The sequence below is a fragment of the Reinekea sp. G2M2-21 genome, from assembly GCF_015687175.1.
Classification (GTDB): Bacteria; Pseudomonadota; Gammaproteobacteria; order Pseudomonadales; family Natronospirillaceae; genus Reinekea.
Window position 1 is genome coordinate 324,626 of record NZ_JADPQG010000001.1, and the last position, 13,987, is coordinate 338,612.

Sequence of the window (13,987 nt, forward strand, 5' to 3'; positions counted from 1 at the left end):
AAAATGACTGTAATTAATGTAAAAGAATATATGGCTGAACTTGGACGTTCAGCGCGTAGCGCTTCCCGTTTGATGGCGAGCAGCGATACAGGTCAGAAAAACAAAGCCCTGTTAGCAACAGCCAAGGCGATTCAATCCATGCAAGCCGAGCTGGTTTCTGCTAATCAGAAAGATATGGTTGCCGGTCGTGAAAAGGGGTTAAGTGCGGCGATGCTTGATCGTCTGGAACTAACACCTGCGCGTATCGCAACCATGATAGAAGGCTTGTATCAAGTTGCCGCACTGCCGGACCCCATTGGCAGTATCACCGACATGGATTTCCGCCCCAGCGGTATTCAGCTCGGAAAAATGCGAGTGCCTTTGGGTGTGATCGGTATCATTTATGAGTCGCGGCCGAACGTGACCATTGAAGCGGCCAGTCTGTGTCTGAAATCCGGGAATGCTGTGATATTGCGTGGTGGCAGCGAAGCGATACATTCCAATACAGCGCTTGCCAAATGTATCCAGCAAGGTCTGGCTGCCAGCGGTTTGCCAGAAGCCGCCGTGCAGGTGGTTGAGACGACGGATCGGGAAGCGGTGCATCAACTGATCACCATGCCTGAGTTTGTCGATGTTATTGTACCCCGAGGCGGCAAAGGGTTGATTGAACGCATTTCGAATGATGCCCGGGTCCCGGTTATTAAGCATCTTGACGGTAATTGTCATGTTTATATTGATGCTGAAGCCGACCCTGAAAAGGCTGTAAGCATTGCTTTTAACGCAAAAACACGCCGGTACGGTGTTTGCAATGCCATGGAAACCCTGCTGATTGATCAGGTTATCGCTGATTTGCTGTTGCCAACGTTGAAAGAAAAGTTCGACTCTAAAGAAGTTAAAATACGGGGTTGTGACAAAACCCGGCAGATTATCGATTGCGAAGCCGCCTCGGAAGACGATTGGTCGACCGAGTATTTGGCCCCCATATTGGCGGTAAAGGTCGTGGATGATCTGGATGCCGCTATCGCCCATATCAATCACTACGGCAGTCAGCACACGGATGCCATTGTGACTGAAAATTACACCAAAGGTCGGCAGTTTCTGCGCGAAGTGGACTCAGCCTCTGTGATGATAAACGCATCAACCGCCTTTGCCGATGGGTTCGAATATGGCTTGGGTGCCGAAATCGGTATCTCTACCGACAAGATTCATGCACGTGGCCCTGTGGGTTTGGTTGGACTAACCTCTCAGAAATACATCGTGTTTGGAGATGGTCAGATCCGTGAACCCTGATAAACCTATCGTCGCGGTTTATGGTGGCACCTTTGACCCGTTTCACAAAGGTCATGAGGCTGTTGTAGATTCAGTATTATCTCATCCTGAAATCGCGCAGTTGCGACTGATTCCCTGCTATTTGCCTGCGCTGAAAGCCGAGGCAAGTGCTTCCGCAAAGCACCGGCTGGCCATGTTGGCAGCATGGCGGGAAGCGCATACTGAACGTGAACGGATTGCTGTTGACGCTATTGAGATAAGCAGGTCGGGTCCGAGTTATACGATTGACACGATAGAGGCACTGCAAACCTGTCACCCGCAGTGGCAGATTTTATTTGTCCTCGGGGTTGATGCGTGGAACAGTTTACCTCACTGGCACCGTATTGACGATTTAACGCAGCGGGTGAATTTTTGGGTGTTCAATCGCGCCGGTGAAGACCGTGTGATAAGGCATCCTGATCTGCGCGAATCCAACGCCCTTTCGGTGTTACTCACCTCGTCAAAGGGACGTTTTTGGTTGGATCCATCGGTGAATAAGGCGGTATCTTCCTCAGCGTTCCGTGCGCAACCACACTCCGAATTTCGCATTTTGCCGGATTCGATTACGAATTACGTTACAACACATGGCTTATATCAATAAGCCTTAAATCAGCTAAGAAGGCTCTGAATGACCGATACAACACAAACGAAAAAGAATGCTCATAACGACGATCTGATCAAGAATCTTGTCGAAGCATTAGAAAACATTAAAGCCACTGACATTCAAATTATTGATGTCAGTGATAAAACGACCTTAATGGATACCTTGGTCATCGCTTCCGGTACCTCAACCCGACACATTGCCGCCGTGGTTGAAAGCGTCGCGACTGATATGAAAAAGAAAGGCTACGCCGCCGATCACCAGGAAGGTCAAACTGGTTCCGATTGGGTATTGCTCGACTTTGTCGATCTGGTTCTCCATGTCATGTTGCCAGAAGCGCGTGCCCTTTACGATCTAGAAAGTCTCTGGTCAGGATTAACACCGCCGGCTGGTTGAGTAAAATGAAATTCAGAGTATTGGCTGTCGGGCCAAAAATGCCAGATTGGGTTGCTCAGGGTACAGGTGATTATCTGAAACGTATGCCCAGAGATTTGCCAATCGAGTTTGTGCCGTTGTCACTGGGATTGCGCAGTAAAAACCAACCGGTGAACAAGGCAATAGAACAGGAAGGCGATACCATGCTTGCAGCCATCCGGGACAATGAGCACGTCGTGGCGCTGGATCTAGCAGGTAAAGCCTGGTCAACCGAGGATCTGTCTGTCCAATTACAGGCTTGGCGTGAGAACGCCAAAGACGTCAGTATTCTGATTGGCGGTCCTGACGGGCTGGATCCGCGTTGCTTAGCCAGAGCTGACCAAACCTGGTCGTTGTCCAAATTGACGCTTCCACATCCTCTGGTTCGTGTGCTGCTGGCCGAGCAGCTTTACCGAGCCTGGAGCATAACCCAAAACCATCCCTATCATAAGTAACTCATGCAATCATGATGAATAATTCCCTCAACGATAAAGAATATGAAATTCGACTGTTCATGAGGCGGATGACGGTTGCGTTTTTCTTTGTGGCGTTAATGGTATTAGTGCTGGTCTCGCGACTGTTCTATCTGCAGATTATTGAACACGATAAGCACCAGTCATTGTCTGACAAGAATCGATTGGAAGTTTTACCGATCGCGCCTATTCGCGGTCTTGTTTATGACCGCAATGGCGAATTGCTAGCTGAAAACCTGCCATCTCATACGCTCAGCATAGTGGTTGAGCGCGTTGACGACATGAGCGCTCTTGTCGAGCGTTTACGAGAACTGATTGATTTGAGTGATGAACAGGTTGAACGTTTCTTTAAGCGACTTAGCCAATACCGTCGACCATACGATCCTATACCGCTAAAAATTAAACTCACCGAGGATGAAATAGCGGCGCTTGCGGCCAATCGGATTTTCATGAATGGGGTGTTGGTGGAAGCAGAGTTGATTAGGCAGTATCCGGAAGGTGAAGCCTTCGCTCATGTGCTGGGATATGTCGGACGCATCAATGAAGAAGAATTACGGGATCTGGATCAAGGTGCATATGCAGGCATCCGGTTTATTGGCAAGCAGGGAGTGGAACGACAATACGAAGATGTATTGTTGGGTAAAGCCGGGTATCAACGAGTGGAGACTAATGCTCGTGGGCGAATTCTAAAAGTTCTGGAAAAGCAAGCCCCAGTGCCCGGAGCGAATATTCACTTACAACTCGATAAAGCTCTGCAGCAGAAAGCTTATGATTTGCTGGAAGACAAGCGCGGCGCTGTTGTTGCTATTGAACCTAAAAGTGGGGGTATATTGGCGTTGGTCAGTCGGCCGAGCTATGACCCGAATCTGTATGTCACCGGTTTCCCAACGAAACTGTATAACGAGCTTCGCGACTCGCCAGACAAACCGTTTCTGAACCGGGCCATCCGAGGTCAGTATCCTGTCGCTTCAACCATCAAACCCTTTATTGGTCTGGCCGGTGTCGATGGTGGTTACACAACTTGGACCTTTACCCGTAACGACAATGGGGAATACATTCTGCCCAATACCGACCAGGTGAAATACGACTGGAAGCGTGGAGGGCATGGCATTGTGAATCTTACCGATGCTATTGAAGAGTCAGTCGATACCTATTTTTATGACCTTGCCTATAAAATGACACTTGAACCGATTCATGACGTTTTGGATCAATTTGGTTTTGGTAAGAATACTGCGTGGGATATATACAATCCCTTTGTTGGCATCAACCCAACTCGACAATGGATCAAAGACAAACATGGTCGTTCCTGGTACGCCGGGGATACGGTGAACCTGGGTATCGGGCAGGGTTTTATGCTGGCGACGCCCACCCAATTGGCCATCGCAACCGCCGTACTGGCCAATAATGGTGAATGGATGACGCCGCGCTTAATGCTTTATAGTACAGACGCATCTTTAATGGACATCCCGGAAAAAGCTCAGCCGGATGTGCAGTTGAACGATGCGGCAAACTGGGAAAAGATACATTTTGCCATGCAGGAAGTGTTGTACGGCAAGCACGGCACTGCAAAACGTGCGGCCGAAGGTGCCGCTTATCGTTTTGCCGGGAAAACCGGAACGTCGCAAGTCGCGAAAATCAAGCGCGATGAAAACGGCGAACCTTTAGATGACGTGCCAGAGCATTTAAAAGACCATGCACTGTTTATCGCCTTCGCGCCTGTTGATGATCCTCAGATCGCGTTGGCCGTGGTCGTTGAAAATGGCGGCGGAGGCAGTTCTGTCGCAGCTCCTATTGCAAGGCAGTTGTTGGATGAGTACCTACTTCGGGAGCCCAATGATGCTCAGTGATTTTATCCGCCACGCGCCAGACAATAGTTTTTCACGGCGACACAGTATCTGGCAGCGCATGCATATCGATATTTATTTATTTTTGGCATTGTTGATCTTGGCCTTAGCAGGTCTCGTTGTTCTGTACAGTGCCAGTGGCGCCGATTGGGGGGCTGTTTATCGACAGGGGCTGCGCTTTCTGATCGGGTTCGCCGCGATGTTCATTGTGGCACAAATGGACCCTCGGATTTTTCAGCAGTGGAGCGGCATCGTATACGTATTTGGTGTAGTGCTGCTGATCGCGGTATTAGTACTGGGGATTGGAGCTAAAGGCGCACAACGGTGGTTGGCTATTCCCGGGCTGTTTCGTTTTCAGCCTTCCGAAATTATGAAGATTTCTGTACCAGTTATTATGGCTTGGTATATATCGCGTTATTCTCTGCCACCAAAGTTCAAGCATATTATTGGTGCTGCTGTTTTGCTGGTGATCCCCTGCGTGCTGATCCTTGAGCAGCCTGACTTAGGCACGTCTTTATTGATTGCCGCCTCTGGGATATTTGTTATTTTTCTAGCGGGATTGTCCTGGAAATTTATTGCCTCTGCGGTGGTATTGGGCGTTGGTTCATTGCCGGCGGCCTGGATATTCGTTTTGCGTGAGTATCAGAAGCAACGGGTGCTGACGTTTCTGAATCCAGAGTCAGACCCTTTGGGTGCTGGTTGGAATATCATTCAATCCAAAACGGCGATTGGTTCTGGCGGGCTTTACGGCAAAGGTTATTTATTGGGTACTCAGTCTCAGTTGGATTTTTTGCCTGAAAGCCATACCGATTTTATTATTGCTGTATTAAGTGAAGAGTTTGGTTTCGTTGGTGCAACCGTTTTGCTGTCGCTATATGTCGTTATTTTTATCCGCGGCATGCTCATTTCAGTACGTGCAAGGGATAATTTTTGCCGTTTACTAGCCGGCTCGTTAACTCTGACATTTTTTATTTATGTCTTTGTAAATATTGGCATGGTCAGTGGGTTATTGCCGGTGGTTGGCGTACCCTTACCATTGGTCAGTTATGGTGGGACATCCATTGTAACCTTGTTAACTAGCTTCGGAATATTAATGTCCATCAGCACTCATCAGCGGGTCTGAAGTTCAATAAAAACAGGTTTTGGTAATGCGTTATTTGGTTTTGTTTAGTCTGTTGGTATCTATCACGGTTGCCGCTGCAAAAGATTTCACTCAGTTTGAACGTACCGCGAATGTAGTTGAAATTTTGGTGTCTGAGCACGGCTTGGATCGTGACGAAGTATTGCGGTGGATGAGCTCAGGCGTTTATCGTCAAGCATCGGTGAGTAATCTGGCGGCACCGGCAGAAACGAGTAAGAGTTATGTTGAATACAAGCCAATGTTTCTGGCGTCATCAACCGTCCGTCAGGGAAAAGAATTCAGTGAAAAATATGCAGACCTTCTGCAGTCTGCGGAACGAACCTATGGGGTGCCTGTCGAAATAATTGTCGCAATCATTGGTATTGAAAGTCGATATGGACGTTCAATGGGGCGTCATCGTACCTTCGATGCATTAGGGAGTCTGGCCGTCACAGAGGGGCGTCGTGCGGATTATTTTCAACGCGAGTGGATCAAGTTTATTTTGATTATGGACAGTCTGGGGCGGGACCCCCTTGACATGAAAGGCTCTTACGCGGGAGCGAGTGGCTTCCCTCAGTTTATGCCTACCAGCTATGATGCATATGCCGTCGACCACAATAAAGACGGTCATATTGATATCTGGTCCGATCCGGAAGACGCGATAGGTTCAGTTGCCAATTATCTGAAACAAAATGGTTGGCGAGTCGGCGAGCCGATACTGTCTGAAGCGACGGTTGATAAGCAGAATCCGTTGGAAATAAATTCTTTTTCACGTGACAAGACGCTGAAGGATGTCGATAAAGCCGGTTGGGTTTTGACGAGCCGGTTTGAAACAGACGGCTTTGTATTTCCTGTGAGGTTAGATACCGACACGGGTCAGAAATACTGGCTGGGTTACCGTAATTTCTGGGTTATCTCCCGTTATAATCGCTCCATTGCCTATACCATGGCGGTGGTTGAATTGGCCGACGCCATCAGAAATCAGTCGTAGAGGTTGACCGTGCATTCGAGCATCAAAGTTTTTTTTGTCGTTACATCGGGCGTATTGTTGGTCGCCTGTTCCAGTAAATTTGTGTCTCAGGATGCAATGGTAAATGACCCTCAAGCCAGTCGATATTCCATTGCGCAAGACAAAGCGCCCGATGTCGCATTAGCAGCACATCAAATTGCGGATACCACGCCTCGTAAAGAACCTCTCTCCAAACATGGCAATAAAACACCCTATACTGTCAACGGTAAAAAATACCACATAATGGCGAGTGCCGAAGGTTATCGAGAAGAGGGTATTGCTTCCTGGTACGGTGCAAAATTTCACGGCCATCATACGTCGAATGGTGAAACGTTCGACATGAATCAAATGAGTGCTGCTCATAAAACACTGCCTCTGCCAACCTGGGTGAAAGTGACCAACTTAAATAATGGAAAGTCGATCAATGTTAGGGTTAATGATCGGGGACCCTTCCACGACGGACGTATTATCGACCTATCTTATGCCGCTGCGGTGAAGCTGGATTATCACGATAAAGGCGTTGCTCGGGTTCGCGTTGAAGTGCTTGCCGGGGAAGAGCTGGATACATCATCTTATTATGTGCAGTTGGGTGCCTTCAGCAACAAAGATTCGGCGCAATCTCTCAAGGCTCGTATCAGCGGTGAAATTACTGACAAGGTAGGCGTCTACAAAGACGAGTATTATCGAGTTCGTATCGGACCCGTAAAGTATGATCGAGCAGTTACCTTGCAGCGTGATTTCACCGGCAACGAATTTGGCAAACCCTTAATCATTGCAAAACGTTAACACCTCGTTGGGGTGTAAAAAACTGTGTGACTGGTACAATGTGGCGCTTTTCAAGACCTGACTTCGTTCTGAGTCTGGTCGCTATTCTTTTTATTGATTAAAAAATTGGGAAAGACAGTGACTTTCAAACAACGCTTTAAAAAACTGGGACTCCTCATCGCTGGCTGTGCTGTGTCGTTTACCTTTGCTGAAGCCATCATTCCAGCAGCGCCTCAATTGGCAGCAACGTCATATGTCTTAATGGACGGGGAAACCGGCCAGGTACTGGTTGCGTACAATGAGCATGAACAAATGCCCCCGGCAAGCCTGACCAAATTGATGACCAGTTATATCGCGGAACGCGAAATTCTAGAAGGCCGCCTGGCGCTGACAGATGAAACACTGGTCAGTAAAAAGGCGTGGCAAATGCCTGGTTCACGGATGTTTATTGAAGTGGATGATCTGGTCAGTATTGAAGACCTTTTGCGGGGAATCATCATCCCATCCGGTAACGATGCCTCAGTGGCCATGGCGGAACACATTGCCGGCACAGAAGAGTTGTTTGCCCAGGTTATGAACAAGTACGCCGAAAAACTCGGTATGAAGAATACGCATTTCTCAAACGCTAGTGGCTTACCGCCGGAGGATGGCCAAGAGCACTACTCATCTGCTTATGATATTGCTCTATTGTCACAGGCGATTATTTATAACAACTCTGAGTTTTACCCTATATATTCTGAACGAAGTTTCAAATATGGCCCGGTATCCGCGCAACCCAACCGTAATCGGTTATTAGGTACCAATCCGGATGTCGATGGTTTAAAAACCGGCCACACGGAAGAAGCGGGGTACTGCTTGGCAGCATCCGCCAAGCGTGATGGCATGCGTTTGATCAGTGTCGTCATGGGCACTCGTTCTGAAGAAGCTCGTGCTCAGGAAACCCAGAAACTGCTAACCTACGGTTTCCGGTTTTTCCTGACGGCGGAAGTTCATAAGGGTCAAACCGAACTATACTCCACTCGAATTTGGGGTGGTGAAAGCAAGGAGCTGTCTTTAGGCCTGCAGGACGACCTGAAGCTGACTATTGCCCGCGGAGCGGAAGATCAGATCTCGACACAGTTGAGTATTGACTCGGTGATAAAAGCGCCGGTGTTGGAAGGTCAGACCATTGGGGAATTGATTGTTTACATCGATGATGAAGAAGTATCGCGGCAACCGGTTATTGCACTGAAAGAAGTAAAACAGGCCGGTTTCTTTGCCCGCATCTGGGATTTGATTTTGTTGTTCTTTCATAATTTATTTGCCAAATGATGGGAGATAAACCGATGAATACTGAAGATGCGCCAAAAATTACCTTTCCATGTGATGGTTATATCATCAAAGTGGTGGGTGATTCGCACCCTGATTATGTACCCTTCGTCACACAGGTACTGCAGAAATACGACATAACCATTACCGAAACGAGCTACAGTACCAACCAGAGCAAGAACGGTCGATTCGTCAGTTTGACCGTTCGTATGCGCATTGAACGCGAAGAGCATCTGACTCAGCTGTTCGAAGAGCTCAAAGTGAATGACCTGGTAAAAATGGTGATATGACCGTTTCTGCTGCAGCACACACTGTTCATATCAGAACATTAGGGCGCGTTACCTATGAAGATACCTGGCAAAAGATGCAGGCCTTCACGTTAGAGCGCACCGATGACACGGTTGATGAAATCTGGTTGCTCGAGCATGATCCTGTTTTCACACAGGGGCAGGCAGGTAAGCCGGAACACTTGCTCAATCCCGGCGACATTCCTGTAGTTAAAGTAGATCGGGGTGGTCAGGTAACTTATCACGGACCTGGTCAAATGGTCGCTTATGTTCTGTTAGATATGAGCCGTATTGGCTCGGATGTCCGGAAGTTGGTTTCTGTGCTGGAACTCAGTGTTGTAAATGTGCTTGCACACTATGGTATTGAAGCTGCCCCTAAAGCTGACGCACCGGGCGTTTATGTTGGAGAGCGGAAAATTTGCTCTCTCGGGCTACGAATCAAAAAAGGCCGCAGTTTTCATGGACTGGCCTTGAATGTTGATATGGACTTAGCCCCTTTTCTGCGCATTAATCCCTGCGGTTATGCTGGCATGGAGATGACGCAAATCGCGCATTTTGTGGAGCAACCCGAAATGCACAAACTAATGCAACTGTGGGTGGATGCCTTTTGTGCTGCCCTGGAAATGCAACCAATCTGGGTGACGTAAATGACGGATGTAAAAATCGTTGAAAAACAGAAAAAAGAGCGTGGTGTAAAGTTACGCGGCGCGGATAAAACCGATCGGATACCGGTCAAGATCATCCCGACAGAAGTCATGCCAAAGAAGCCAGATTGGATCCGGGTGCGCTTACCTGCCTCGCCAGAAATTACCCGGATTAAAAAGAAACTGCGTGCGCATAGTTTGCACAGCGTTTGCGAAGAAGCCAGTTGCCCGAACTTGGGTGAGTGCTTCAGCCACGGTACGGCGACGTTTATGATTATGGGTGATATCTGTACACGTCGTTGCCCGTTTTGCGATGTTGCTCATGGCCGACCTAATGCACTCAATGAGAACGAACCAAAAGAGCTGGCCGCTGCCATCGGTGATATGGGACTGAAATACGTTGTTATTACCTCAGTTGACCGAGACGACCTTAGGGATGGTGGTGCACAGCATATTACCGATTGTGTTGTCGAAGTGCGTAAGTCGACGCCGGGCATCGTAATTGAAACCCTGGTGCCGGATTTTCGCGGTCGCCTTGATCTGGCGGTCGACATTATGGAAAAGGGTGCGCCAGATGTGTTTAACCATAATCTTGAAACCGTTCCGTCACTGTATAAAAAGGTCCGGCCGGGTGCCGATTACCACCATTCGCTGAAATTATTACAGGAATTTAAAAAGCGTAAGCCGGAAGTAAGAACAAAATCTGGGCTGATGGTTGGCTGCGGTGAAACGTTGGATGAGGTTAAAGACGTCATGCGTGACCTGCGCGCGCACGATGTCGACATGGTGACCATTGGGCAGTATCTGCAACCCTCCAAACACCATTTGGCGGTGGAACGCTTTGTTCACCCCGACGAATTTAAAGAATTGGAAGTTTTCGGCTTGGAACTGGGTTTTGAGAACGTCGCCTCCGGTCCTTTGGTGCGGTCCAGTTATCACGCTGATCTTCAGGCGAAAGGTGAAAAACTCTCCTGAGGAATTGTGGTTCCCAAGAATGTCGCAGGCAGCGCTTGTGTTTTAAATAAAAGCCCCTAAAATACTGGTTGTTTGTACAGTTGTTTGGGGGCTTTGTTGTGCAGCGGAAAATTATTCATATCGACTGCGATTGTTATTACGCTGCCTTGGAAGTGCGTGATTTTCCTGAATTGCGTGGCAAACCAGTGGCCGTTGGTGGCACAGGTCCCCGTTCCGTTCTGTCTACTTGCAACTACGAAGCCCGCGCTTACGGGATCCATTCCGCGATGCCGGGCCGACGCGCTCTGGCTTTATGCCCATCACTTATTGTTCAGCCGCACCGTTTTGATGTTTATCGGACTGTTTCTGAACAGATTCACCGTATCTTTTCGCGTTATACCAACAAAATTGAGCCCTTGTCACTCGATGAAGCCTATCTGGATGTCAGTGAGTCCGTATGGTTTGGCGGTAGTGCAACGCTGTTGGCGGAACACATTCGGAGGGAAATTCATCAGGAAATGGGTATTACGGTTTCGGCGGGCATCGCGCCAAATAAGTTTCTGGCTAAGGTTTGTTCCGACTGGAATAAACCCAATGGTCAGTTCGTGCTCACCCCAGCCAACGTTGATTCGTTCTTACAGCATCTGCCTGTCAGTAAAATCAATGGTGTTGGTAAAAAACTAACCCAGCGTCTTTCTGACATGGGGGTTAAAACCTGTGGTGATCTGCAGCAATGGCCTCTGCCTAAATTAATCCAGTATTTTGGCAAGGGAGGGTTATGGCTATTTCATCGTGCTCGTGGGATCGATAACCGAAGCGTGGGACGGCATGGAGAGCGAAAGTCACTCAGTATCGAACATACTTTCGCAACTGACTTGGCAGGGGAACGCGATTGCCTGGTTGAGCTGGATAGGCTTTATGAAGAGTTACAACAGCGTTTGTCACGCAGGGCAACACCACCATTGAAGAGCATATTTGTCAAAGTACGCTTTAATGATTTTACCACGACGACGATGGAACGGGCGTGGGAGTTGAATTGCCGCAGTTATCAGAAGTTGATTCAATCGGCCAGCCTTCGAAGTCAGAAGGGTATCCGTTTGTTGGGGCTGGGTGTACGTTTCAATGATTCGGCTTCTGCCAATCAACTGGACCTGTGGCAAACACCATAGGATGGTCATGGTCGGCGGTATCGCGATTCCACAGCCAGCCTCGTTTTAGGCTGGCCGTGTCTTATTAATGGGTGCAAATTCTCATTGCATTAGTTCGGCTGAACGTAAATGCGTTCCATCAATTGGCCGTTAAGTGTATAAATCGAGGTCGACAATTGGGTTTTAAGTGATTGATAGGCGTCCGTTTTGGCCACAAAGGGAAAGTATTCCGCATTGGTTATAAACAGACGGAAATCGTCGGGTCTGGCCAGCCAGAAATCCGTATATGCCTGATGCTTGTCTCCGGCGTTGGCTAGGCTTTGCTCAAGGCTGGGCGCAACTTCTTCCCACAAGCCAGCAACAATTTCCTGTTTGTTTTTAAAGTAATAGTAAATCGATGGCGCGGCACAGCCCGTTTCCGCTGCGATTTTTCTCAGCGAGAGCTTGTTGATGCCTTGCTCGGTTAATACTTTTCTTGCTGATTCAAGAATGTTCTCTTTTTTAATCATGGCTGCTTACTTCAATGAATAACACCGTTTTAAAAGCTAGCAGTGGATTGGCAATCGCGCTAATTTGTAGCGTTTCTTTTTGTAACTGAACGTTACTGAATGGAGTTTGCTGACATGGCAAGGTAAATGTCCGCAGTTATGTCAAACTAATCGTGAAAATGAGCACGACATGCTTGCAGCCAACTCATTTAAGGCTATTCTAACGAGTATTGAAAATTACCCAGCCGTATTCAGAGGAAGTCCATTAATGGCAACCATTTTGATTGTTGATGATTCACCTAGCCAGATTGCTCATTTTTCCAAGATTCTTGAAAAAAATGGCTTCGAATATATTGTTGCGGAAGACGGGGCCAGTGGCGTTGCGTTAGCAAAAAGTTCCAAACCTGACTTGATTTTGATGGATGTCGTTATGCCTGAACTGAACGGATTTCAGGCAACCCGAAAACTGACTCAAGACCCGGAAACAAAAGATATCCCAGTTATCATGGTCACCACGAAGGATCAGGAAACGGATCGGGTTTGGGGCCAGCGTCAGGGCGCAAAGGGGTTTATGGTTAAGCCTGTCGATGAGTCCGAATTGCTCGCTGAAATAAAAAAATTCCTTTAATTTCTCAACTTCGCAGGACCGGTTTGTTGTGACTTGGTCCTGTTCTTATACCCGCCACTCCCTGAACAGTTTCTATGCAGCGTAGGTACGTTCCGCGGCTTCGAGCGTTGAGAAGACCTGTTTGAGGTGCTCCAGTGTTTGTCGTTGCGAAAAGGACGTGGTAGAAGATAGTTCTGTGTCGAGCGAGCTTAATAAGTTTGCTGGGGCATCATTCATCAGTCGATTCACTGTACTCAATTCATCGAAATTCAACACTTGATATTCAAATAACAGTTGGCTTGCGCGGCCAATATTGTCCGTTGATGATTTGGTGATCGGAAATTCCTGCGCTATCCAGTCATAAACCTGGTGTCTATTGCTCAGCCTTACCTCGGTTTCAGGCGATGAATCCGTGTCGGGATCAGCGCCAGAAGGTGTTGTGGCCTCTATCGCAGCGGGCAATCCAGGCAAATTCTGGTTTTTCTGATAAGAGAGAATGGCGGGTGATGTGATTTCCATGGTTTAGCTCATTGAGACATCTGTACTGAACAACGCAAGCTTTGTGCCGATTTCGCAAAGCAAAAAAAAACCTCGCTGAGGCGAGGTTCTCTAGGGATATCAGGATTAATGATCCCGATAATTTCGTTCTTTCATCTCTTGTCGTTGCTTCTCTTCGGCACAGAGAGTCGCGGTAGGTCGTAACAAAAGGCGCTTAATTCCAATTGGTTCACCGGTGACTTCGCAATATCCAAAATCGCCGTTATCAATACGTTTAATTGACTGGTCAATTTTTGGAAGGAGTTTTGTTTGGCGATCCAGGAAGCGCAATGCCATTCGGCGTTCTTCTTCCACGCTCGCTTTATCGAGCTCATCTGGCTCGTTTTCAAAACTTGCCAGCTGTGCTCGCGCACTTGCCAAAGACTCGCGAACTTCACTGGCTTGGGTCTTCAGCAATTCGCGGAAAAACTCCAGCTGTTCTTCGTTCATGTACTCGTCTTCTGAAGCGGCTAACAATTGTTGTTCAGTCAGCATAGCTAT

The 13,987-nt window shown here is 48.0% G+C and carries 17 protein-coding genes; 14 read left to right on the plus strand and 3 right to left on the minus strand.

Features of this window, described 5'->3' with window-relative positions; all coding sequences use genetic code 11:
* Window positions 1–12 precede the first annotated feature (12 nt).
* From IYN85_RS01410 to dinB, 13 genes are all read left to right on the plus strand, one after another.
* Complete coding sequence (locus IYN85_RS01410) at window positions 13–1,269, plus strand: glutamate-5-semialdehyde dehydrogenase (RefSeq protein ID WP_196158451.1); 1,257 nt, start codon at window positions 13–15, stop codon at window positions 1,267–1,269.
* On the plus strand, window positions 1,259–1,888 hold the full coding sequence (gene nadD, locus IYN85_RS01415; RefSeq protein ID WP_196157069.1) for a nicotinate (nicotinamide) nucleotide adenylyltransferase: 630 nt from the start codon (window positions 1,259–1,261) through the stop codon (window positions 1,886–1,888). Before IYN85_RS01410 ends, nadD begins: the two co-directional genes overlap by 11 nt.
* Window positions 1,889–1,915: 27 nt before the next feature.
* Entirely contained in the window at window positions 1,916–2,284 is a 369-nt protein-coding gene (gene rsfS / locus IYN85_RS01420) for a ribosome silencing factor (protein ID WP_196157070.1), read from the plus strand.
* Between the two features lie 5 nt (window positions 2,285–2,289).
* Window positions 2,290–2,757 carry a 23S rRNA (pseudouridine(1915)-N(3))-methyltransferase RlmH gene (gene rlmH, locus IYN85_RS01425; RefSeq protein WP_196157071.1) on the plus strand — a complete coding sequence of 156 codons (468 nt, stop codon included), beginning with the start codon at window positions 2,290–2,292 and terminating at the stop codon, window positions 2,755–2,757.
* A gap of 11 nt (window positions 2,758–2,768) precedes the next feature.
* On the plus strand, window positions 2,769–4,622 hold the full coding sequence (gene mrdA, locus IYN85_RS01430; RefSeq protein WP_196157072.1) for a penicillin-binding protein 2: 1,854 nt from the start codon (window positions 2,769–2,771) through the stop codon (window positions 4,620–4,622).
* Window positions 4,609–5,742 (plus strand): rod shape-determining protein RodA, encoded by a 1,134-nt coding sequence (gene rodA, locus IYN85_RS01435; protein WP_230390549.1) that lies wholly within the window; start codon window positions 4,609–4,611, stop codon window positions 5,740–5,742. The genes mrdA and rodA overlap by 14 nt, the downstream gene beginning before the upstream one ends.
* Before the next feature lie 25 nt (window positions 5,743–5,767).
* Entirely contained in the window at window positions 5,768–6,730 is a 963-nt protein-coding gene (gene mltB / locus IYN85_RS01440; protein ID WP_196157073.1) for a lytic murein transglycosylase B, read from the plus strand.
* 9 nt (window positions 6,731–6,739) lie between these two features.
* Window positions 6,740–7,534 (plus strand): septal ring lytic transglycosylase RlpA family protein, encoded by a 795-nt coding sequence (locus IYN85_RS01445; protein ID WP_370592135.1) that lies wholly within the window; start codon window positions 6,740–6,742, stop codon window positions 7,532–7,534.
* Window positions 7,535–7,651: 117 nt separating this feature from the next.
* On the plus strand, window positions 7,652–8,824 hold the full coding sequence (locus tag IYN85_RS01450) for a D-alanyl-D-alanine carboxypeptidase family protein (protein ID WP_370592136.1): 1,173 nt from the start codon (window positions 7,652–7,654) through the stop codon (window positions 8,822–8,824).
* Window positions 8,825–8,838: 14 nt separating this feature from the next.
* On the plus strand, window positions 8,839–9,111 hold the full coding sequence (locus IYN85_RS01455) for a YbeD family protein (protein WP_196157074.1): 273 nt from the start codon (window positions 8,839–8,841) through the stop codon (window positions 9,109–9,111).
* Entirely contained in the window at window positions 9,108–9,755 is a 648-nt protein-coding gene (gene lipB, locus IYN85_RS01460) for a lipoyl(octanoyl) transferase LipB (protein ID WP_196157075.1), read from the plus strand. The genes IYN85_RS01455 and lipB overlap by 4 nt, the downstream gene beginning before the upstream one ends.
* Complete coding sequence (lipA, locus tag IYN85_RS01465; protein WP_196157076.1) at window positions 9,756–10,727, plus strand: lipoyl synthase; 972 nt, start codon at window positions 9,756–9,758, stop codon at window positions 10,725–10,727. It abuts the gene before it with no gap.
* 98 nt (window positions 10,728–10,825) lie between these two features.
* Window positions 10,826–11,875 (plus strand): DNA polymerase IV, encoded by a 1,050-nt coding sequence (dinB, locus tag IYN85_RS01470; protein ID WP_196157077.1) that lies wholly within the window; start codon window positions 10,826–10,828, stop codon window positions 11,873–11,875.
* Between the two features lie 89 nt (window positions 11,876–11,964).
* Here the strand turns inward: dinB and IYN85_RS01475 are convergent, their stop codons facing one another.
* Window positions 11,965–12,363 (minus strand): TetR/AcrR family transcriptional regulator, encoded by a 399-nt coding sequence (locus tag IYN85_RS01475; protein ID WP_196157078.1) that lies wholly within the window; start codon window positions 12,361–12,363, stop codon window positions 11,965–11,967.
* A 247-nt stretch (window positions 12,364–12,610) separates the two neighbouring features.
* Here IYN85_RS01475 and IYN85_RS01480 point away from each other — a divergent pair, with 247 nt between their 5' ends.
* Entirely contained in the window at window positions 12,611–12,970 is a 360-nt protein-coding gene (locus IYN85_RS01480; RefSeq protein ID WP_196157079.1) for a PleD family two-component system response regulator, read from the plus strand.
* Between the two features lie 72 nt (window positions 12,971–13,042).
* On the opposite strand, the gene IYN85_RS01485 is transcribed toward IYN85_RS01480, so the two are convergent.
* Together IYN85_RS01485 and dksA are read right to left on the minus strand one after the other, a co-directional pair.
* Window positions 13,043–13,468, minus strand: a complete 426-nt coding sequence (locus IYN85_RS01485) for a hypothetical protein (protein ID WP_196157080.1) — start codon at window positions 13,466–13,468, stop codon at window positions 13,043–13,045.
* Window positions 13,469–13,573: 105 nt separating this feature from the next.
* Window positions 13,574–13,936 carry an RNA polymerase-binding protein DksA gene (gene dksA / locus IYN85_RS01490; RefSeq protein WP_230390427.1) on the minus strand — a complete coding sequence of 121 codons (363 nt, stop codon included), beginning with the start codon at window positions 13,934–13,936 and terminating at the stop codon, window positions 13,574–13,576.
* Window positions 13,937–13,987: the final 51 nt, after the last annotated feature.